This window comes from Cryobacterium melibiosiphilum (assembly GCF_003602235.1).
Lineage (GTDB): Bacteria > Actinomycetota > Actinomycetes > Actinomycetales > Microbacteriaceae > Cryobacterium > Cryobacterium melibiosiphilum.
Window position 1 is genome coordinate 16,006 of the sequence record NZ_QZVS01000088.1, and the last position, 18,456, is coordinate 34,461.

Below are 18,456 nucleotides of genomic sequence, written 5' to 3' on the forward strand. Positions count from 1 at the left end.
TTTTGAGCAGTCCGCCACTTCTGTAGCGAGGTGCGCCGGGCGGTGGACCAGCGCGTTCCGTGCGTCAAATTTGGGCACTGGCTGATGTCAGCCTGCCGTCGTACGCTGGCCAAATGACACCGAAGCTTGCGGCTTGCATCGCGGCGGGTAAGGCCCTCGACGCTGACGAGCGAGAGATCGCCGCGCTCGCTCTTCAGCAGGTCGATGAGTCAGACCAGACCGCGATTGACGATGCGTGGGAGCAGGTGGTCGGTCGGCGACTCGACGAACTTGTCAGCGGCAAGGTCGAGCCGGTCAGTGGCCGGGAGACCATCGCCATCGCAAGGGCACGATCGGACGCACGGCGCAAGTGACGCGGGACTGGAACGAGCATCCCGCCGCTCGTGACGAGTTCCTCGACGCCTACGAACGTTACTCCGCGTTCGAGGACGGCAGGCTCGGAGACGAATTCGCGGACGCAGCGGAAGCCGCGGCTGAATTCATCCTCCGATGGCCGGATGCGGCGGCGCCATTCCGAGGGCGGCGGCGCGAGCCCATGGTCCGCACATGGCACCTCGGTAAGTTTCCGTACAACGTGGTCTATGCCGTCCGAGAGGGCGACATATTCATGCTGGTCTACGCCCACGAGTCGCGTCGCCCGGCTTACTGGGTGCGTCGGCTCACCGACTAACCCCCGACCGAGAAGCTCTCATGCTCTCGAGGTGCCCCACCGCGGGCGTATGAGATCGCGAACCGCGACGGCCGTGCCCACATTTTGCCCAGCTTAGTGGGCGCTAGTCAGCGCCGAGCGGTAGAACGGTGGCTGTTCCCGCACATCGGGCAGCAGCGCCGTGGGCCGATCAAGCAGAGTCGCTATGGGCCTAGAACAACGCCTTGGCATTTCGGCGACGGGCGACATCGTCGATGACGAACTGCACGAAGTCCTCGTAGCGATTGTCGATGCCCTCGATTACGTCGGCAGTCAGTTCGCCTGGCCACGAGGTCTGCCGCGTCGGTCGGTCGCGCTCGAGGCCGGTGTCGGAGGTCGCGACCCAGTCGTGGAGGCGCAGGTGGGCATCCGCGAAGTCTCGGTGCCAGCCGAATGGAGCCGAACGGTGCTGGTGCAACAGCAGGTGTCCGGTTCCCTCGCATCGATCAAGGAAGGGCGCACTCGTCTGCAAGACTGTGCGGCACTGCCGAGCCCAGTTGCGCATCACAGCGGACCGGGCGCGGGTCCTCGAGGAACGAAGGTTGAAGCGGCTGCGTCAAGACGCGAGTGTAGCCTCGTCGATGAATCCGGTGGCGCGGGCACCGATCGTCGAGAGCTCCGTGGCGGCGCCAACCGAGTCGGCGTGCGAGTTGTCGAACCGATAGTCAACCGTGACAATTGTTCGACGTGGCGCCTGGCTTTCGCGCGGCGTGGATCCGTAGAACTCGCCCTCCTCTGTCGGCCGGTACACGTCGACGACCTCATCGTGGAGTACGAAGCGGACGTATGGCGTCGACTCACCGGACGGCGCGGGTGGGATCTGGTTGGGTTCGATGTTGTAATCGGCGATGGTGTCGACAGAAGGCGCCGTGCACTCGAACACCGAGATGTGGTTTTCCAGCACCACGGCGATGCATCGCTTATTCTCCAGCTTCGTTGTGCTCCATATCTGCAGAGGCCCATACGAGCCGTAGGAGACGAAGTCCGCGACGGTCAAGTCATACCTCACGGGGACTTCATCGTCCACAGGAATGGACGCCTTCCCGGGTTGGCCCTGCGGAGTGAGTTGTGCGACCGGTGTGGGCTGGTTCGACTCGTCGACACCGATGCCGATGGCTGCGGACAGCACCGCCACAGCGGTGATGACCCAGGGCAGCGATCGGCGACGGCGCCACCACGGTGCCGAGAGGGCTCCGTCTATCGGTCCATTGGTGATCGGCGCCCGCGCGGGGTCTTGCTCGGTGACTGCCCCTTCGTCAGGGTCATGCTTGGCGGACGCCCCGTTCACTGGCTGCGGGATCGATGTCGATGAAGGGCGCGACCCTTGGAGAGGCTTAGGGACCGGGAAGCCTTCCGAGACTGGGGCTGGGAGCGCTGCGGCGGTGTCGACGACGGGGACCCGCTCTCGACGTTGGGCGGCCTCTAGTTGGGAAAGTCGAGCCTGAGCGGCCGCATCGCCCGCGATGTCAGCATTCGGTCCGTACGCGCGTCGCTGCAGGCGCTGCAACTCGTCCGATTCCGCGAAGTCGGCCGACTCTCCCGGGGCATTCATGCCCCTGATTATCCACCCGGGCACGATGCCGGGAAAGGGGTGCCAGGACGAAGCATGACGTCGCCACGACGGGATTCAATGGCAGCGCTCCCCACCCAGTCGTCGGACCGGCTGGCGTTGAATTCAGAACACATTCGGAATTGACTCGATTCATGGCGTCGAAAGTACTCACCCCTGCAGAGCGACGCGTTGTGCAATCGTCGGAACTGTCCCGTAATTCTGCAGCCGTCTTCGCCGCCTGGCACGACCGTTTCCCTGGATCAAGATACTCAGCGTTCAGGACCAGAGAACCTGCGCCCAGGACACCATCAACACGGCTCGCGGTGCGTTCGTTGTGAATCAGCCGGGGCGGATACTCACTGAGATCAAGGCCTGGCAGAATACCGCGGAGGCTGTTGCTGCCGGCTGGGGACAGGAAGAACCGGATTGGCTTCGTGAACCTGTGGCGGTCAAGAAGCCCCGCGCCTAATGGCCCCGAAGAAAGGGCTCGTCACACGCCCTCTCAAATCATCAGAATTCGCCATCGAGCATGTGACGAGTCAAGCCGTGACTGGATGGCGCGACATCGTCGCTACCCAGAAAAGCTCAGCCGCAGACGCCTGGGACCGGCCCACCACGGCCCCGAACCAGTCGGACCCCGAATGCCACCAGCTCAAGGGCCAACTCGCAACTATTGTTCGTGACGGCGTCGAACACGATCAATGGCAGTACGAACTCTCTGAGGGTGCACGCATTTGGTTCTACATCGAGGGCAGAACAGTGAAGATCGTCAACGTGTTCACGAGGCACTCGAACCAAACCAAGTAGGCGTGAGCGATCGCTCGCGGCCTCGAGCTGTTTGCGATCTCGCCCGTTGAAGGCCCCCGCGTTGCCGCTGGAGAGCCACCCTGTGACCCGTTATTGCGACGTGTACCTGTTCCGCTCACCGTTCCCTTTCTGAGACGGCGCGTGGCCGGCCGCGGTGAGCCTCCAATCGCTAACTGTAAGACTGGGGTCAACCCAAGGATTTCCCGAACTGAGCCAGGATGCGCTGCACCGGTCCGTCTTAATCGGCGTTGAGCGGGTCCGAGGAATCGGCAGTGAATCTAGGCGCTCCGTGTAGGTTAGGGCAGAGTTTTCGTCATTCCTCGCCCTGCACCGCGGTCTTCCTGGACCACGCGGACGCGATCAGCGAGACTCCGCCGAGAAGGCTGCCCCAGGCAATTAGGTGGGCTACGAATCGGAGCGGTCCAGCTCAGCCGACGAGCGGCACGCGGTTTGTCTCACATCCTGACCGGCTTTCATCCGCAGATGTTGGTGATCGCCGGAATGCTGCAGGCATGTGCTGGTCGTGAATCGCAGTGCATTCTGGTGGTTGTATACAAGGCTGCGGATGCCGCCATGGCCGTATGTGATCTGGTCGGGATTCGTGCCTTCGATCATCGAAATACTCGACCCAGCGCACTGCCCGTCTGAAACGCGCTGATCCACAGCAAAAACTTGCGGATCGGAAACAGAGGCAATCCCACCACCCCGCGCCAACCGTGACGTCGAAGCCAAGAGGTCGTGATCGTGACGTGGGTACCACTTGTCGTGGCCGCCAACGTGAACTCTGTCAGGAGGCCAGTGCTTCGTGGAGAGTCCGGATACGCTACTCGCCACGCGACCCGATTCGGTCGGTCGGCCGCGACTGCTTCGATACTGCGGCGATGGAAGTTCGGCTTCACCTTCAGCGGCTTCCCATCCGGGAGACGAGTCCGTGCGTACCCCTGCCAGACCGTGCCCGGTGCCGCGTCCTGGCCGGAGTGATCGATGGAGCCGACACTCATCTCCCACTCGGGCACATGCGTGGGGTCCGCGAGGAACTCCCACACCCGCTCGACCGGTGCCGGAACGAACGAATCTGATGACCCGGAAACCCGTCCCTTCACTTTTGTTCCGGCAGGCGGGCTTTTCTCGCTCGGTGCGTCGGGCAGGTCAAGGTGTTTGAGCAGAGCGTCAGGTGTCGTGCCGAGTCGGTGAAGGATGCTGGCAATCAAACCGCTGGGCTCCTGCACGAGCTCGCGGAGCACGGCGGCGGCGTCGCCTTGCTTGCCTCGGCCGCCGGAGCGGGCAATAAGGTCGGATGCACGCTTGCTCAACTGATACCCGTGTGTCTCGTGCAACACGATCCGTCCGGGCTCGGGGAATGTTGTGTCAATGCCGAGCGCCACCAGTTGCGCTTCATGCTGTTCTTCGACGGCGCGACGGGCGACGTCAAGGTCGATGCCCATGCTGCGCAGTGAACGCCCAGCGGATTGTTCATTGATGACGAGGGCGAGGAACAGGTGCTCGATGTCCGCTTCGCGAAGCCCGAGTCGGGAGACTTCCTCCAGGGCCGCAAGGGAGAGCGACTGGCTAGTCCGGGCGAATCGAACGAACGTGCTCATGTGTTTCTCCTGGGGATGGGGATCGTGGGATCGACTCGTTTAGCGTGCTTTTTATGGACGGCCTGCCTCGTGACTCCGAGCGCGTCCGCGATGTCCTGCCACTTCAAACCCGCACGCAGCGCGGCCTCGACCTGCTGCAGCTCTAGGGTGTCCGCGAGCAGGCGCAGTGATGCCACTGCCCGCAGCCCGGCTCTCGGGTCGCTGGTGTCTGACGCCACCGCCGCGATCTCTGAAGACTCCATACGGTCAACCTACGTTGCTAAACCTGATTTTGTCAACCCAGGTTGCATCCGTCACCACGACCAGATCGTGCATCGGTAAGCGCTGGCGTTCGCGCGGCCACCTCCTCCGAAGAGGGACCGATCACGACGGAGAAGAGACCGCACAGGAAGCGAAGGTCCTAGCCACACTGTTTCGGTGGTATCGGCGCAATGCTAGGTGGGGACCGCTGGGCTATCAGCTCACTGACTGCGCCAAATTCCCGCTGAGGGTTCCTCCTACGACCCGCACTTGCCACCTCGTCCACCGTCGTGGTTCCGCTACTCGATCGTGGTGCTTCGCAGACACCTATAACCGATTTCTGCTGTTCACTCCGGAACAGGTGATCCGGCGGGCGGGCGGCTGGTTAGCGGTTAGTCGAGTTGACTGTCCCACGCCAACCGATGGCGATGCTCCAGCTTGCGAAGCCGACGGTCGCGAGTCCGGCGACCAGAGCAAGAACTCGCACAATGTCCCTGCTGGCGCCCGCATCAATGGCGGCGAGGACCAGTTCTGGATTGATCAGCTCACCCCGTCCAAGGAGCGTGGCGATGAGACTTATGAACAAGATAGCCAAGGTGGTGTTTACGATCGCCATACGGGTGGTCCACGGGCCGACGGTCAAGATCCTGACTGACAAAACTGCTCGTGCCGCTATCAAGGTGAACAGGCCACTTATCGCCCAGGGCCACAGATCGGGGTTGAGGATCGCGATTGGTTCGGCGTCCAGCCGCGCAAAGCCGATGAAGCTATCCCAGCACACTGCTACCGCCAAGAGAGTAAGGCCGGAGAGCGAGGCAATGGAGCTGGCGCGGTCGACATTGCTACGTGGATAATCTGGCAGGCGATCCACATTCCAGTGACCTCTGGTGGCGGCACCGAGGCGCTCCAGGACGGCGAAGACGACGGTCACCCAGAATGCGACATGCATCGCGGCGGAGAGGCCCGCGGTGATACCAGCGGCGATGATCTCACCGATGGAATCGTTCGAGAGGGATTCCACCAGGGCGGCACCGATGAAGGTGATCGGCGGAACTGTTGCGAGAAGGATCCCGAGTAGCCGCAGCCAGGTGAGGTAGTGCCGTGGGCCGATGAGGTGCAGTGGCCGGTCGGCGTAGCCGGCGGCGAGGATTGCGGGGTCGCCGAGCTCGGTCAACACTGCACGTTCGGCATCCGTTCGTTCTATGCCTTGTTCGACGCGCGCGTCGATTGCGTCAGCGATGGAGCCTTCGAGCTCGGCCCGAACGTCACTCTCCGACGCTGCGCCGAGGTTCTTCGTCGACGCGGCGATGTAGCGATGGGTGAGTGTGGTGGTCATTTCAGTTCTCCGATGCAGTGAGGGACGCGATCGCGGTGGAGAGCGATCGCCATTCGGCAGTGAGGGTCGTAGCGAGAGAGGTGCCGGCGTCGGACGTGCGATAGAACTTCCGTGGCCTGGCCTCATCGGTGTTCCATTCGCTAGTCAGGTAGCCCTGCTTTTCGAGCCGACGTAACAGCGGATAGAGCGTGTTGGCATCCGTGGTGAAACCGCGCTGAGCGAGCTCTTCGAGGAGCTTGTAGCCGTAGCCCGGGGTCTGAAGGATCTGCAAACAGCCAAGCACCACGGTTCCCCGGCGCACCTCCTGCAGATGGGTGTCGAGGGATACGCGATCGGTCATGCCACTAACGGTAGTGTGTGACACACACTATTGTCGATCATGCTCGCCAGCGATTTGCTGGTGCACCGTCCCCGTTAGGGTTCCCGGTGTGAGTTTCTCTTACGAGGGCTCAGACGCGACCGTTCGCGTTTTGGCGCTTGCGGGGAAGAACCTACGGCAGGGGCTGGTTCGAAGGCTTGTGTGCGGCATCATCCAGTTCCTCGCGAAGCCGGCGGCGCGCGCGGTGGTAGCGGCTGCGGATGGTTCCGCTGGGCGGTGAGAGGTGTTGGCTGACTTCCTTGAGGCTGAGGCCGTCCCAGTGCACCAGCCGGATGATCTCTTGATCCAGGGGGGAGATTGCTGTGCGATCTCATGCTGTGCGCGCAGTTGCGCCGACCAACCCGATGCCTGCGTGGCGAGGCTGGGTGCACCGGTCGGCGGAGTCGCAAAAGTCAACTCGTGACTGAGCCGTCCGGCAATCGCCATCGCGGCGCCTTTGTCAGTCATCGTGCACAGTGCTGGGCCGTCTATCCACTCGAGCAACATCGCTTGATTCGTGCTGTCGGTCTCCAGCAAAGTCACCGCTCCACGACCCGCGAACGCGGACAGCGCCGATGCTTCGGTATTCATTCCCCCCCCATCCTCTCGTCATCTGGTGCCCTCGCTCGCATCAGAACTTCGTGCGCACCGCGCCGGCCTCCGCGTGCCGAACTCGGTTGCTACGACGATGTCAACGCAACGACGCCCAGAAGTTGAATGCTTTCCCGATCATCGCCGTATTCGAGCATATGGAATACGAAATCGAGCCAGAGGGCGTGATCTATCCAGAGGGCGTGATCTATGCGACCGCCGCGCGACGCAACGTCAGCCCCTCGGGTTATTCCGCTTGCCGTGCGCTGCTAGGACGTGCTGGTGGAGGTGCATGCGATCACCCCGAGTGCGACCCGCAGTTCGTCCTTGGCACGTGAGTACCGTCCGCGCGCCGTCGGTGCGGGAATCCCGACTATCTGGGCGGCTTGAGCGAGGGTGAAGCCTTCCCAATGGACGAGCTGAACGATTTCGCGAAGTTCGGGGCTGAGTTGTGAGAGAGCGTCCCGCACGTCGCTGCCCTCGTCGGCTGCCGGCGCGGTCGGGGCCGACATGACGTGGGTTCGAATTTTTTCGGTCAGGGCGAGGCGACGTCGTTCACCACGGGAATGGTTGAGGAGGGTTCCCCGGGCGAGACCGAAGATCCACATCCGGGCACCTTCCGCGTCGTCGGGAAGGAGGTTCACCCGTCGCCAGGCGACCATCATGGTGTCGCCGAGGAGATCGGCGGCGTCGTCGGGCCCGACTCGGCGTTGCAAGTACCGCAGCACGTCTCCAGCGCATTGGTCGAGGACATTCGTCAGCTGTTTGGCTTTTTGGCGGGCGTTCACGGTGCGACGGTGGCGCACTGGACTTGCAGGTCGGAGACGACCACACCGGTTGTCGCTGACAATCGTGTCATGGCCATTTTCACAGCGACCAGGTTGGCGGCGGCGTAGGTGCCGTCATCCGTCTGGGGTACGGATCCGGGAGGTCGGTCTTCGATAGTGCCGTCATCGGTGACCACGACCAGAGAGTCGTTGCGGAGCTCCATTGCGACCTGTTCGATATCGGCGGGGTCAACCTCCAGAGCGCCCATCGATTCAACGAACGCGTCCCAGTTTCCGGCAGCGGCCTCGTGCTGGAGGGCGATGCGTCCCTCACAGGCTCGGCCGCTGGGAAGCACGAACGCGTAGACCATGTCAGGATTCTCAGCCCAGGGCAGCCACGCGAAGACGCCGGTAGCGGTGGCAGCGCCGGCCGTACCCGTCAAAGCGAGGGCGAGACCGAATCCGACGACCAGACTCGTGGTCCAGCGAGACGGAGCTTTAGTTGCGACTTCACGTGCCGCTGCCCGGTTCATCACCGCGAGGTCGCGCTGGACCTCGGCCGTGATCGTCACCGTCTCTGGTGATGAATGGCCGAGCATCACGTCGAGTGGGTCTGTTGCGTTCATGTGTGGCTCCAAGTCTGAAGGGTGCGTTACTACAGACATGTCCGGATGCACTCGAAACGATCACTCGGCACGAGGATCCCCGGACTGGGCATAACAAACTCCTCGCGCAGGGCGAGAATGCCACCGCCACCGCCACCGCTGCCGCTCCCGACCGAGGAACCGCCCGATGCAACGCATCAGTACAGAAACTACGCCACGTCGCTCGTCCACGCGTAATTTCCAACACCGGTGACGCGACGTCCAAAAGTCCGCAGGAGGTTCCCCACCCGAGCGCGGCGACGATTCCTTGTCTGCGCCGTGAGGCGTTCTGCGGCTTCCGCGTCGTAGCGACGGCCATCGCGTCCACGTGCTCGGCTAACGGGTCGTCATCCGCCGGGACGCGGGGGGCTGCCTGTTGCAGCCACGCCGCGACCTGCGGGTCGGGCTCAATCGTGTGCTCTTCGACGTCGTGGCTCATGGGTTTCTCCTCTACTGGAACGATCCTTCACCAACGTCATGTCCACTTGAGCACGAGACGTCCACCAAGTCTTCACGCGGTCAACAAGATCCGGCAGACGGTTCTGTCAGGCTGGGTTTCATGATTCGTCGACGAATCGCGACGGTGGCGACATCGAACGCCGACGACGCGGCATTCCGCGCTCTTGCCGACGTCACGGAGATCACTCAGCAGATTGACGATGTCCGTATCGTCGGTGGCCACATGGCCAGCTTGCTGCTCACCGCGTTCCCCGTGCCTGGGGCAATAGTGCGCAGAACCGGCATCCATTTCGCGGTTCGCGGGGCTTGTTCAGCTCTAGAAGGACGCTCGCGAACGCACTTCCATGGCTACGATTGTGGCGAGCACAGTGATTGAGAGCGCGTGATGACGTACAGCGTAATTCGAGTTCGCGCGACGCCTGGTGCCGCGCGCTCAGGGCGCACAGGTGGTGTGGTCGTGGTCGCTGGTATCGCGGTGGCCACGTGGATTTCTTTCGGCCGCCACCTCTTTGGGATCGGTGGCGACCTCACCATTATCTACGCGTCAACGCTGGGTGTGATTTTCGCCGCCCTGCTGGTGTTCACGGGGGTCGCGGTAGGACGCACGGCTCGTCGAGGGTTCGAAACTCGCGCGCTAACATACGTTTTTCTCCTTGCATCAGTCGTGAGCGGAATCTTGCTGGGACTTACGCTTCCCGATTCAACACCTCGCGGTTTGCAGACGATCATCAGCGGAAACACAGAGCCTGGGTTGGGCATCGCTATTGGTATCGCAAATCCCCTGGGCGTTGTCGGAATCGCGACCGCGATCATTGCGCTCGTGCTTTCGATTCGCGATTCGCGCGGGCGAATCACGCTTGTTGAGTCCTGGAGCGACGAGGATGACGGCGCCCTTGTCGACCCCGCGTAGCGGCAATTCGTTGCATCGCCGCCACTCCCGACAGAGCCACATCCAGCGCATCAGGTCGGAAACACCAGTGAGGAGACAGCCCGATGGGCTGGCACGATCAGACGGATGACGCCGGCAGTGCCCAGCTGAGCAACATCGTCGTGGAGGAACTTCGACCTGAGCATCCAGCTGTTCTGGCGGCCATGCGCCTCCGTGGTCTGAGCTGGGGCTGAAAACGCTCGTCTGCTACGTCGTCGAGTTACTCTTTCGCCGATCAGTCCGTCGGCCTAGGCTCATGACACGAACGTGACGAGCGCTCGGCTCATCGTCCACGACGACGGACTTGAACCGCGCACCTTTATTCACCGTTTATTGCGTCGAAACTGCGTGAGTCGGACCGAGATGCCACGCTGAAACAAAAGAGCACAGCAGAAAGTAAATCGTGATCAGAGCGAAATATCCCCAGAAAAATCGAGGCGTCACCGGAGTGGTTACTGGGCCGAATTTTGTGCAGCCACAAACCGTCGGTCCCGGGTTCGAGTCCCGGTCGCCCTATTTTATTTTTTGATCTGATCAGGGTTTCTTGTCTGCACCGAAAGGGCAAGACTTGATGCATCCATTGTTTATATACAAAATATCCCCTCCCTGCGGGCCTTCACAGAGGAGGTGCGCCACCCCGACGCGATCGCTGGGACCGGCCTCTGACGCGCATCCGTGGCTCGGGCTCAGCCTCCGGGCTCGCGCCGGCAGCGGTCAGGCGTGCTGCTCCGTCTTGGCCAGCTGGCGGGCGAGGTCTTCCGGCGACAGGTTGGCTTCGCGGAACGCATCCGTCAGCGGCAGCTGCAGGCGCAGATCGGTGCCGAGGCAGAGGGCCGCACTGCCGGATCGCAGCTTAAAGTCCAACACGTGGCCGCCGCCCGTGCGGTCGTCGGTAATGAAGTGCGCGTGGCAGCCTGGCACGCCGATACCCTGCTCGTAGAGCGGGGTGCGGAAGCCGACGATGGAACCGGTGACGTTGCGCAGCTCGACGATGGCGTCTTCGTCAGTCGCCTCCACCATGGGGCGGTATGGCTTCTGCTGCTTGACGACAGTGCGCATGCGGATCCACTCAAAATCCCCGTCGATGCGCAGCGCGTACATGTAGTTCTCGGATGCCGTCATGTGGTCGATGAAGTCGCTCGCCTCGGTGCGGAGCACGTTGGCGGGCAGCTCGCTCTCGATATGCGGCACGAAGTTGGTCACCACGGCATACGGCGTGTGCGCGCCCAGGTCGGCCTTGTTCACGCCGCCGTCGGCACGCAATTGGTAACAGGTGCCATTGAGGATGAGCATCTCGCCGTCAAGCCCGTTGAAGGTGCCGATGCCGAAGCTGCCGTGCTGGAGCAGGTCGCGCACCGTCATCTCGCCCTCATAAACGCCGTCGAGCAGGGCGCTCATCAGGCTGGTCTGGAAGATCTCGTGCCGGGATCCGGTGAACTCGGCTGCGGTTGTGTCGCTCATTGCAGTACGTCGCTTTCCAGATCAGCCATGAGCTCATCCCTGTTGTTGCGGTAGTCGACGCGCACGTCGATGACGCTCGGTCCGTCTTCGTTCATGGCCTGTGCCAGCACGCCGGCGAAATCGCCGAGGTGGGTGACCCGGTAGCCGTGGGCGCCGAACGATTCGGCGTATTGCACGGCGTCGTAGTCGCCGAGCTGCACGCCGGATGTGCGGCCGTACTTGCCCTGCTGCTGGAAACCGACCATGTCGTAGGTGCCGTCGTTGAAGATGATGTGGGTGAAGGTGGAACCCAGCCGCACCGCGGTCTCCAACTCCATCGCGGAGTAGAGGAAGCCGCCGTCGCCGGACACCGAGACCACCGGGGTGCCGGGGCGCACCAGGGACGCGGCGATCGCCCAGGGCAGGGCAACACCCAGGGTCTGCTGGCCGTTGGAAAATAGCAGGGTACGCGGGTGATAGGTGCGGAAGTGCCGGGCCATGTAAATGTAGTGCGAGCCCACATCGCAGAGCACGGTGGTGTCGTCGGGCAGCAGAGCCCGCATCATGAGGGTCAGCTCGGCCGGGTGCACACCCTCCAGCTCGTCGTGGTCTGGCAGCGGGTTGTCGGCCTCGGCCAGGCGGGCACGTTCGGTGGCCACGACGGCGGACGCCGACTCCGACAGGGTGAGGCCGTCGATCTGTCGGGCGAGCGCATCTATGGTCTCCGCCACGTCGCCACGCAGCTCCACCGTGGGCCGGTAGTAGTCATCGAGGTCCGCCGATAGCTCGTCGAGGTGGATGATGCGGCGCAGGTGGTCTTTGTTCCACTTGGACGGTTCGTACTCCACGAAGTCGTAGCCGATGGCCAGGATCAGGTCAGCCTTGTGCAGCAGCACGTCGCCGGGCTGGTTGCGGAACAGGCCCACCCGGCCGAGGTAGTGCTCCTCGAGTTCATGGGAGAGCACACCGGCGGCCTGGAAGGTTTCGACCACGGGCAGCTGCGCGGCGCCGAGCAGGCGGTGCAAGGCAGTGACGGCGCGGTCGGACCCGGAGCGGGCACCGGCGAGGATCACCGGGAGTCGCGCCTGCTTGAGCAGCTCGGCGGCACGGGTGATGCTCTCGGCCGGGGCGGCGCCCAACCGCGGCGCCCAGTGCACCGTCTTCATCGACACCGCGGTGGAGTCGGTGAGCACGTCGTAGGGCAGGACAACCGCGGCGGCGCCCTTGGGCTCCTCGGCGGCCTGGCGGAAGGCGTTGGCGATGGCCTCCGGCACGTTGTCGGCCATGCCTACCTCGCCTGCCGACTTGGTGACGGCCGAGAGCATGCCCACGGCATCCATCGCCTGGTGGGTGCGCTTGAGCCGGTCGCCGCGGGAGACCGCGCCGCAGATGGCCACCAGCGGGTCGCCCTCGGTGGTGGCGGTGAGCAGCCCGGTGGCGAGGTTTGACGTGCCGGGACCGCTGGTGACAAGCACGACGCCCGGTTCTCCGGTCAGGCGACCGACGGCGGCGGCCATGAAGGCGGCGTTCTGTTCGTGGCGCACCACGATCATCTGGGGACCGCCGTCGAGGAGGGCGTCGTAGACCGGGTCGATCTTGGCACCGGGGACGCCGAAGATCCACTTCACGCCGTAGGCCTCCAGGCATTCGACGACGCGGTCGGCCGCCCGGCGGGGCGAACCGAGGTCACCGAGACCGAAGGCGGCGGGCGTGCCCGCCGGGGCAGCGACGCTGCCGGATGCCTGCTGAGCGTTGGTGTCCAGTGCTGGTGTCGTCTGTGCCATGTGATGCCTCCCGAGTGCCGGTCGAGCCGGCGTCTGCACTAATCGTCCCTCCTTGACCGATAAGAAACAACGTCGATTGTGGATAGCAACGATCTGTCAATGAGATAATTAGCGGATGGACCTTCGCCAGCTTGAATTCTTCAGCGCCGTCGCCGGCGAGCTCAACTTCACCCGGGCTGCCGAACGGCTCACGATTGCCCAGTCCGCGGTCTCGGCAGGGGTGCGCTCACTCGAGAGTGAGCTCGGCGTGGAACTCTTCGACCGCAGCCGCCGGCAGATCCGATTGACCTCCACCGGCGAGCTGCTGCTGCCCAAGGTGCGAGAGGCCCTCGACGCGGTGAACGAGGTGCGCGATGTGGCCCAGCAGTCCACCCACGCCATCACCGGGTCCATCGTGATCGGTCTGATGACGTCGGTGACGCTCGTGAACTCGCCCCGGCTGCTCGGTCTCTTCCGCACCGGGCACCCCGGGGTGAGCGTGCGGTTGCGCGCGGCCCGGCGCGGGTCGGCCGACCTCGTGGACGAGCTGGCCAGCGGCGAACTCGACCTCGCCTTCCTGGCGCTGAGCGGGCCCGTCCCGGCGATGTTGTCGGTGATGCCGATCGCCTCCTCCCCGATGGTGCTGGTGGTGCCCGCCGGGCATCCGCTGGCCGCCGCCGCGGGCGTGGACCTTGCCGCGCTGGGCGACGAGGAGTTCATCGACCTGCCGCCTGGCTATGCGAGCCGGCAGATCGTGGACGACGCGTTCGCCGCCGCAGGGGTGGAGCGCCGGGTGATGATCGAGGTCTCCGACATCGGTACCGCCGCGGAGTATGTCACCAACGGCCTGGGCGTGGCCCTATTGCCCGAATTCGCCGCCCAGGCCGCCCTCAACGTGCGCCGCATCCCCGTGGGCACCGTGCCCGACTTCACCGTCTACCTCGCCGCGTCCCGCAAGCGGCGCGCGTCGGCCGCGGTGCAAGCGTTCGTCAACCTGGCGCTCTCCAGCGAGCAGCCCGACGGCCCCTCCCATCCCGCCCTGCGCGCGCCCTGACTGCTCCCGAAGCACGCGGAATGTCAAGCTGAGTGGAGTCACCTGGGTTCCGAAGTGACACGTCATCGGCTCGCTCGGTCCCGCGGTGGTGTGGCCGCGGATCCGTCGCGCTGGAGGTTCCCCTCGCGGGGAAACCACGGTGAGTGGCTTTCGCGTCACGGTCGAAATTCCTGGAATCCCCGGTGTTCGGCTCTCACCTCGGCGATGTCCCAGACCTCACGCTGGACACGTTCGGCAAGGTCATCCCCTTCGTTCATCCACACATCCCGCGCAGCGACACTCGGCCAGCCGGTGTCATGCCGGTACGTCGTATCCCACTCGTCGCCCCAGCGAAGTAGGTCTTCCCGAAGTGCATCGCTGAGCCCGAGATCCTCCGCGGAAACGTCACCGCTTTCGTCCCATAACGGCCATGGATGCGTGTAATCGGGATAGAACCGAATCGCCCGCAGAAGTCCGTCTCTTTTTAGAGCGGCCCGGCGAATTGCTCGTTCCGGAGTGCCGTATGCAGGCACCGGTAGTTCAACCTGCGTAACCGGATCGAGGACCCGCGAATCTTCGCTCACTCGCCAACAATAGGGCGCGGCCCGCTCTGATGGCTACAAGCCGCTGACACGGGACGCCTGCCGACCGTCATTTGCGGGGCCGAGGTTCTCCGCACTGCCACTGACGTCGGCGACCCCCACGTCCTCTTGGACACCGTGCGTCGCGACCTCGAAACCAAGACCGTCGATGAGTTCGTACGCGAATGGCGCGTTCTTGACTGAGACCCAGCACGCTGGGCGTCGGGTCACACTTCACGAGGTAGCTCTTTGGATCTGCCGCATCTGTGCAGCTTTTGCGATTGTCATGATCGATCTCACCGTCGATCAGTCGCTCGTGACCTCGCGCAAAAAGGCGACGTGCCCCTCGAAGGCGACCTGGCCGGCATCCGTCATCTCTGCCCAGGTCTTCGTGCGCCCACCGAGGGTGAGGCCTTTATGCAGGCGGACGTATCCGACCTGCTCCAGCTGCTTCAGGTGCTTGCTGAGGGTCGGGTCACTCACCTCGAGTGCGTCACGGATGACCGAGAAGTCGGTGGCGCCCAGCCGGGCGAGCATTCCGCAGATGCGGAGCCGAACGACCCCGTGGATGGTTTCGTCGAAGCGAGAAACGGCGCCGGACACCGTCAGTTCCCCTCCGCAACGTCGCGCGAGAGGGCTCGCTCCATCCGCATCCCGAAGAACACCGTCGTGCTTCCGGCCAGAATCGCCGCAGGCCACAGCGCCCATTCGACACCCAACCGGTCGTAGGCAATCACCCCGACCGCGATGATGACGGCCGCGATGAGGATCTGAATAATTCCAGGAACGCCCGCCCGTCGGGATGTCGCCCAGGGTTCTGCGTGATTGCGTGTTATCCACGGGCGGATCAGGCCGAGGCCCACGAACGCCAGGGCGCTCACGACGAAGCCCATCGCCTGCCAATTGCCGAGACCGAAGGACAGCGTCCACCCCGCGACGCTCACCCCGTGCAGCACGATCAACCACCAGGGAGCAGCCGCTCGCGCTCCCGACCACGCGCGATCACCGGCCAACGAGTCGAGCTGGGTCTGGGCGTCATCTCGGTTGATCGGTGCGGTCCCCTTGCTGTTTTCCATATCGGCAACCTTACACTTGCCATCTTGGAAAGACAACGACGGGAAGGCTGCATAGGATTCAGTCCTATCAAGGCTCGGAGGCCGATCATGCGGACCACACGACAGTTGAGCATCACCTTTCCCAACGAGATGGCCGACGCCTTGCGGGCACGAGTGCAATCGGGGGAGTACGCCAGCGAGAGCGAAGCCATTCGTGATGGTCTGCGAGTTCTGTTCGCCCGGGACCGGGCGGTCGAAGAGCGGCTGCGCACCGGAGTCGGCGAGGCGTGCGACGCGCTTGCCGCTGATTCCTCGCGTGCCGTCAACGCAGCCCACGTGCGCAATCGGCTCGCTGCGGAGCGTTCCGCCCACAAGGGAAAGTACCCGGTTGTCTTCACCCCAGAAGCCCAAAGAGGGTCTGCCATGACCGAGGATGAGAAAAGGACAGCCGCGGAGGATCTCGCGAAGCGACTGCGGCTGCTCTTCGACGTCGCGGTGGCCGAGTCGGGTAGCGAACCGACGTATACCCAGATCGCCGAGTTTCTGAAGCAACGCGGCACGAACCTCTCACGGTCACGCTGGACGTACATCGTGAACGGCCATCGATACGTGCAAGACGCTCCGCTGTTCGAGGGCCTCGCTGCCTACTTCGACGTCGTCGGGCTGATAGATCTCAAGCGATCACGACGGATTGTGCGCCGTGTTGCTCACGACGGATGCCGAGGACCTGATCGTGCACGCCCGCAGTGGTTCCGTCCATCGGCAGCAGTTCGTGCTGCAAGCACTGGCGCACATGATCCTCGGGCACGAGATCGACGATGATTCCGACGGTCCCGACTTCTTGCTGCCCGACATTCCCGCTGTCGTACTTCAGCGGCCTCGCGCCCATCGCGGCACAGCGCGCGCCCGATCAGCTCGATGATCTTGGCAAGCGTGGTATCGCTGTTCAGGGCCTCGGCGACCATCGACTCAAAATTCGTGCCTGAGTCGAGCACGAAGGTCGTGTCCTTGCCCTTCGCCATCCGGTTGAGGCGGGACAGCGTCCGCACGGCCGTCACCCCGCTGAGCTTCAGGTCAGGTGTGGCAGACCAGACAGCGCGCAAACCCATGACAGCGGCGGCCCGGCTCCTCTTCGGTGGCCTGATCCGCAAACTGCACGACAATCCGCTTGAACGGTCTCACGCTTGAGGATGTACCCATCGACGGCGTGAACCGGCAAATCGATGCGCTGAAGTCCTTGTTCCAGTAGCGGCTACGACAAATGCCCCAAGAGAATATCTCGCTGTCGGGCTGCGGTCCGGGCGTCGTCGTCAAGGGCAGCCGCGCGCTCGAGGAGGTCGGCGCGAAGTTCAGCACACATCTCAAGCTGAGGCGTTTGGCCGCGCGCGCACGGGAGGTAGCGCCGAATGGCCTCGGAGTTGAGCCCGGAGAGGTAGAGACCCTTGATCTGCGAGACGATCAGAGCGGCATCCTCGGCGTACTCGCGGTATCCGTTGCATCCCCGCTGCGGCACGAGGAGGCCTTGTTCCTCGTAGTAGCGCAACGCCCGTCGGCTAACGCCACTCTGATGGGACAGTTCGCCGATTCTCATGGCGTCACACCTTTCCGCTTGACCCTCACGTCAGTGTCACGCCTTACGGTGACGTCTATGAAGACTTCAACAACTCTCGAAGATGCGCATTCCATCCGCCGCATCGTCATCGTGCCGGGGTACGGCGCTACCGCAGTCTCGCACTGGTTCCCGTGGCTGCGTGATTCGCTTGCCGACTCTGGGATCGAGGCGATCGTGGTTGACCTGCCGACTCCGAACGATCCGCAGACGAGCGCGTGGGAGAGCGCGGTGCGATCCGCGCTCGGAACGCCGGATGCGAGCACCTGGGTCGTTACGCACTCGCTCGGTGGCATCACCGCGCTGCGCGTGCTTGCCGCCATTGCCGGCGAGTGGCGTCTGGGCGGGCTCGTGCTGGTATCGGGGTTCACCGGCCCCCTCGCAGCGCTGCCCCTGCTTGATGCATTTCTCACAGCGGATGTCCACGCGGAACTTCTCGTGCCGAACATCGGTGTGCGCGTGGTTATCCGCTCGGACAACGACGCGTTCGTCCCGCCGTCAGCATCGGAGCAGCTGGCGCACCGGCTCGACGCAGAAGTTGCCATTCAGCCGGGCGCAGGGCATTTCCTCGCCGACGGCGGCGTTACCGCCCTGCCACTCGTGTTGGACGTCCTTCGGCTTCAGCTCAGATAAGTTCCAGACGTTCCTGCTCGTACGCAGCGTGAAGCAGGCGGGTGAAGTCGTCGTCTGATGCCAACTGGCGTTCCCCGATCCGGGTGACTGCGATTCCTGGGGTCCAGGAATTCATCACGACGCCGGCGAGCTTGCCGAGTGATCTCTCGTGCCGGATGGGGCGGGTTGTCTGGGCGGCGCCGAGGATACTGAGTTGGCGCTGCAGGATCTGCATCGTCACGCCCTGGAGGATGTCCGCTTCGGGCCAGATCACGGTGGTTCCGTCCCAGAAGGCGAGGTTCCAAATCGTTCCCTCGGGGCAAGCGTCACATCGCGCGGGATTTTGCGCATCGGTGAGGTTTCGGCCCTGACCGGAGTCGTGCCGGCATCCG

26 protein-coding genes are annotated in these 18,456 nt (G+C 63.7%); 9 read left to right on the forward strand and 17 right to left on the reverse strand.

What is annotated here, in order from left to right:
* Positions 1-113: 113 nt before the first annotated feature.
* Positions 114-353 carry an addiction module protein gene (locus D6T64_RS13460; RefSeq protein ID WP_119975203.1) on the forward strand — a complete coding sequence of 80 codons (240 nt, stop codon included), beginning with the start codon at positions 114-116 and terminating at the stop codon, positions 351-353.
* On the forward strand, positions 350-670 hold the full coding sequence (locus tag D6T64_RS13465; RefSeq protein WP_119975204.1) for a hypothetical protein: 321 nt from the start codon (positions 350-352) through the stop codon (positions 668-670). The genes D6T64_RS13460 and D6T64_RS13465 overlap by 4 nt, the downstream gene beginning before the upstream one ends.
* 190 nt (positions 671-860) lie before the next feature.
* Here the strand turns inward: D6T64_RS13465 and D6T64_RS13470 are convergent, their stop codons facing one another.
* Both D6T64_RS13470 and D6T64_RS13475 read right to left on the reverse strand, forming a co-directional pair.
* Entirely contained in the window at positions 861-1,106 is a 246-nt protein-coding gene (locus D6T64_RS13470) for a hypothetical protein (protein WP_119975205.1), read from the reverse strand.
* A 138-nt stretch (positions 1,107-1,244) separates the two neighbouring features.
* Positions 1,245-2,240: a hypothetical protein gene (locus D6T64_RS13475; protein ID WP_119975206.1), complete on the reverse strand. Its 996-nt coding sequence runs from the start codon at positions 2,238-2,240 to the stop codon at positions 1,245-1,247.
* A gap of 468 nt (positions 2,241-2,708) precedes the next feature.
* On the opposite strand from D6T64_RS13475, the gene D6T64_RS13480 reads away from it, so the two are divergent.
* Positions 2,709-3,047 (forward strand): hypothetical protein, encoded by a 339-nt coding sequence (locus D6T64_RS13480; protein WP_119975207.1) that lies wholly within the window; start codon positions 2,709-2,711, stop codon positions 3,045-3,047.
* Positions 3,048-3,452: 405 nt separating this feature from the next.
* Here the strand turns inward: D6T64_RS13480 and D6T64_RS22270 are convergent, their stop codons facing one another.
* The 8 genes from D6T64_RS22270 to D6T64_RS13520 form a co-directional block, all read right to left on the reverse strand.
* Positions 3,453-3,662, reverse strand: coding sequence for a hypothetical protein (locus D6T64_RS22270; protein ID WP_147364563.1), 210 nt, complete (start codon positions 3,660-3,662; stop codon positions 3,453-3,455).
* The gene (locus D6T64_RS13485) at positions 3,659-4,648 is read right to left on the reverse strand and encodes an SRPBCC family protein (RefSeq protein WP_119975208.1); all 990 of its coding nucleotides are present in this window, start codon (positions 4,646-4,648) and stop codon (positions 3,659-3,661) included. The genes D6T64_RS22270 and D6T64_RS13485 overlap by 4 nt, the downstream gene beginning before the upstream one ends.
* The gene (locus tag D6T64_RS13490; protein WP_119975209.1) at positions 4,645-4,890 is read right to left on the reverse strand and encodes a helix-turn-helix domain-containing protein; all 246 of its coding nucleotides are present in this window, start codon (positions 4,888-4,890) and stop codon (positions 4,645-4,647) included. Before D6T64_RS13490 ends, D6T64_RS13485 begins: the two co-directional genes overlap by 4 nt.
* A 383-nt stretch (positions 4,891-5,273) precedes the next feature.
* Positions 5,274-6,224 (reverse strand): permease prefix domain 1-containing protein, encoded by a 951-nt coding sequence (locus D6T64_RS13495; RefSeq protein ID WP_119975210.1) that lies wholly within the window; start codon positions 6,222-6,224, stop codon positions 5,274-5,276.
* Between the two features lies 1 nt (position 6,225).
* Positions 6,226-6,564 carry a PadR family transcriptional regulator gene (locus D6T64_RS13500; protein ID WP_119975211.1) on the reverse strand — a complete coding sequence of 113 codons (339 nt, stop codon included), beginning with the start codon at positions 6,562-6,564 and terminating at the stop codon, positions 6,226-6,228.
* Positions 6,565-6,715: 151 nt separating this feature from the next.
* A complete protein-coding gene (locus D6T64_RS23665) occupies positions 6,716-6,901 on the reverse strand; it encodes a sigma factor-like helix-turn-helix DNA-binding protein (protein WP_119975212.1) in 186 nt (61 codons plus the stop codon).
* A gap of 541 nt (positions 6,902-7,442) precedes the next feature.
* Complete coding sequence (locus D6T64_RS13515; RefSeq protein WP_119975303.1) at positions 7,443-7,961, reverse strand: RNA polymerase sigma factor; 519 nt, start codon at positions 7,959-7,961, stop codon at positions 7,443-7,445.
* Positions 7,958-8,566, reverse strand: a complete 609-nt coding sequence (locus tag D6T64_RS13520) for a hypothetical protein (RefSeq protein WP_119975213.1) — start codon at positions 8,564-8,566, stop codon at positions 7,958-7,960. Before D6T64_RS13520 ends, D6T64_RS13515 begins: the two co-directional genes overlap by 4 nt.
* 433 nt (positions 8,567-8,999) lie before the next feature.
* On the opposite strand from D6T64_RS13520, the gene D6T64_RS22280 reads away from it, so the two are divergent.
* The 3 genes from D6T64_RS22280 (at position 9,000) to D6T64_RS23455 (ending at position 10,165) form a co-directional block, all read left to right on the forward strand.
* Positions 9,000-9,419: a hypothetical protein gene (locus D6T64_RS22280; RefSeq protein WP_147364565.1), complete on the forward strand. Its 420-nt coding sequence runs from the start codon at positions 9,000-9,002 to the stop codon at positions 9,417-9,419.
* 81 nt (positions 9,420-9,500) lie between these two features.
* A complete protein-coding gene (locus tag D6T64_RS13530) occupies positions 9,501-9,953 on the forward strand; it encodes a hypothetical protein (RefSeq protein ID WP_233551168.1) in 453 nt (150 codons plus the stop codon).
* Between the two features lie 83 nt (positions 9,954-10,036).
* Positions 10,037-10,165, forward strand: coding sequence for a hypothetical protein (locus D6T64_RS23455; RefSeq protein ID WP_267900489.1), 129 nt, complete (start codon positions 10,037-10,039; stop codon positions 10,163-10,165).
* Positions 10,166-10,685: 520 nt separating this feature from the next.
* On the opposite strand, the gene budA is transcribed toward D6T64_RS23455, so the two are convergent.
* Both budA and alsS read right to left on the reverse strand, forming a co-directional pair.
* A complete protein-coding gene (gene budA, locus D6T64_RS13535) occupies positions 10,686-11,432 on the reverse strand; it encodes an acetolactate decarboxylase (protein WP_119975216.1) in 747 nt (248 codons plus the stop codon).
* Positions 11,429-13,195 (reverse strand): acetolactate synthase AlsS, encoded by a 1,767-nt coding sequence (gene alsS / locus D6T64_RS13540; RefSeq protein WP_119975217.1) that lies wholly within the window; start codon positions 13,193-13,195, stop codon positions 11,429-11,431. The genes budA and alsS overlap by 4 nt, the downstream gene beginning before the upstream one ends.
* Positions 13,196-13,310: 115 nt before the next feature.
* On the opposite strand from alsS, the gene D6T64_RS13545 reads away from it, so the two are divergent.
* On the forward strand, positions 13,311-14,228 hold the full coding sequence (locus D6T64_RS13545) for a LysR family transcriptional regulator (protein WP_119975218.1): 918 nt from the start codon (positions 13,311-13,313) through the stop codon (positions 14,226-14,228).
* Positions 14,229-14,383: 155 nt separating this feature from the next.
* Here the strand turns inward: D6T64_RS13545 and D6T64_RS22285 are convergent, their stop codons facing one another.
* From D6T64_RS22285 to D6T64_RS22290, 3 genes are all read right to left on the reverse strand, one after another.
* The gene (locus D6T64_RS22285; protein WP_147364566.1) at positions 14,384-14,791 is read right to left on the reverse strand and encodes a hypothetical protein; all 408 of its coding nucleotides are present in this window, start codon (positions 14,789-14,791) and stop codon (positions 14,384-14,386) included.
* Positions 14,792-15,094: 303 nt separating this feature from the next.
* Positions 15,095-15,391, reverse strand: coding sequence for a transcriptional regulator (locus D6T64_RS13550; RefSeq protein WP_233551169.1), 297 nt, complete (start codon positions 15,389-15,391; stop codon positions 15,095-15,097).
* A gap of 2 nt (positions 15,392-15,393) precedes the next feature.
* Positions 15,394-15,864 (reverse strand): hypothetical protein, encoded by a 471-nt coding sequence (locus D6T64_RS22290; RefSeq protein WP_147364567.1) that lies wholly within the window; start codon positions 15,862-15,864, stop codon positions 15,394-15,396.
* 105 nt (positions 15,865-15,969) lie between these two features.
* On the opposite strand from D6T64_RS22290, the gene D6T64_RS23235 reads away from it, so the two are divergent.
* On the forward strand, positions 15,970-16,665 hold the full coding sequence (locus D6T64_RS23235) for a ribbon-helix-helix domain-containing protein (RefSeq protein WP_233551170.1): 696 nt from the start codon (positions 15,970-15,972) through the stop codon (positions 16,663-16,665).
* Between the two features lie 430 nt (positions 16,666-17,095).
* Here D6T64_RS23235 and D6T64_RS13575 read toward each other — a convergent pair whose 3' ends face one another.
* Entirely contained in the window at positions 17,096-17,434 is a 339-nt protein-coding gene (locus D6T64_RS13575) for a MerR family DNA-binding transcriptional regulator (RefSeq protein WP_119975222.1), read from the reverse strand.
* 57 nt (positions 17,435-17,491) lie between these two features.
* On the opposite strand from D6T64_RS13575, the gene D6T64_RS13580 reads away from it, so the two are divergent.
* On the forward strand, positions 17,492-18,085 hold the full coding sequence (locus tag D6T64_RS13580; protein WP_199719163.1) for an RBBP9/YdeN family alpha/beta hydrolase: 594 nt from the start codon (positions 17,492-17,494) through the stop codon (positions 18,083-18,085).
* Here the strand turns inward: D6T64_RS13580 and D6T64_RS13585 are convergent.
* Positions 18,078-18,338 (reverse strand): aminotransferase class IV, encoded by a 261-nt coding sequence (locus tag D6T64_RS13585; RefSeq protein WP_119975223.1) that lies wholly within the window; start codon positions 18,336-18,338, stop codon positions 18,078-18,080. The genes D6T64_RS13580 and D6T64_RS13585 overlap by 8 nt on opposite strands.
* Positions 18,339-18,456: the final 118 nt, after the last annotated feature.

Coding starts and splice junctions, on each gene's coding strand:
- D6T64_RS13575 (WP_119975222.1), bottom strand. CDS start 17,434: ATGAGAATCGGCGAACTGTCCCATCAGAGTGGCGTTAGCCGACGGGCG.
- D6T64_RS13485 (WP_119975208.1), bottom strand. CDS start 4,648: ATGAGCACGTTCGTTCGATTCGCCCGGACTAGCCAGTCGCTCTCCCTT.
- D6T64_RS22270 (WP_147364563.1), bottom strand. CDS start 3,662: ATGATCGAAGGCACGAATCCCGACCAGATCACATACGGCCATGGCGGC.
- D6T64_RS13495 (WP_119975210.1), bottom strand. CDS start 6,224: ATGACCACCACACTCACCCATCGCTACATCGCCGCGTCGACGAAGAAC.
- D6T64_RS22290 (WP_147364567.1), bottom strand. CDS start 15,864: ATGGAAAACAGCAAGGGGACCGCACCGATCAACCGAGATGACGCCCAG.
- D6T64_RS13580 (WP_199719163.1), top strand. CDS start 17,492: ATGAAGACTTCAACAACTCTCGAAGATGCGCATTCCATCCGCCGCATC.
- D6T64_RS13520 (WP_119975213.1), bottom strand. CDS start 8,566: ATGAACGCAACAGACCCACTCGACGTGATGCTCGGCCATTCATCACCA.
- D6T64_RS13490 (WP_119975209.1), bottom strand. CDS start 4,890: ATGGAGTCTTCAGAGATCGCGGCGGTGGCGTCAGACACCAGCGACCCG.
- D6T64_RS13480 (WP_119975207.1), top strand. CDS start 2,709: ATGGCCCCGAAGAAAGGGCTCGTCACACGCCCTCTCAAATCATCAGAA.
- D6T64_RS13545 (WP_119975218.1), top strand. CDS start 13,311: ATGGACCTTCGCCAGCTTGAATTCTTCAGCGCCGTCGCCGGCGAGCTC.
- budA (WP_119975216.1), bottom strand. CDS start 11,432: ATGAGCGACACAACCGCAGCCGAGTTCACCGGATCCCGGCACGAGATC.
- D6T64_RS13460 (WP_119975203.1), top strand. CDS start 114: ATGACACCGAAGCTTGCGGCTTGCATCGCGGCGGGTAAGGCCCTCGAC.
- D6T64_RS23455 (WP_267900489.1), top strand. CDS start 10,037: ATGGGCTGGCACGATCAGACGGATGACGCCGGCAGTGCCCAGCTGAGC.
- alsS (WP_119975217.1), bottom strand. CDS start 13,195: ATGGCACAGACGACACCAGCACTGGACACCAACGCTCAGCAGGCATCC.
- D6T64_RS13500 (WP_119975211.1), bottom strand. CDS start 6,564: ATGACCGATCGCGTATCCCTCGACACCCATCTGCAGGAGGTGCGCCGG.
- D6T64_RS13475 (WP_119975206.1), bottom strand. CDS start 2,240: ATGAATGCCCCGGGAGAGTCGGCCGACTTCGCGGAATCGGACGAGTTG.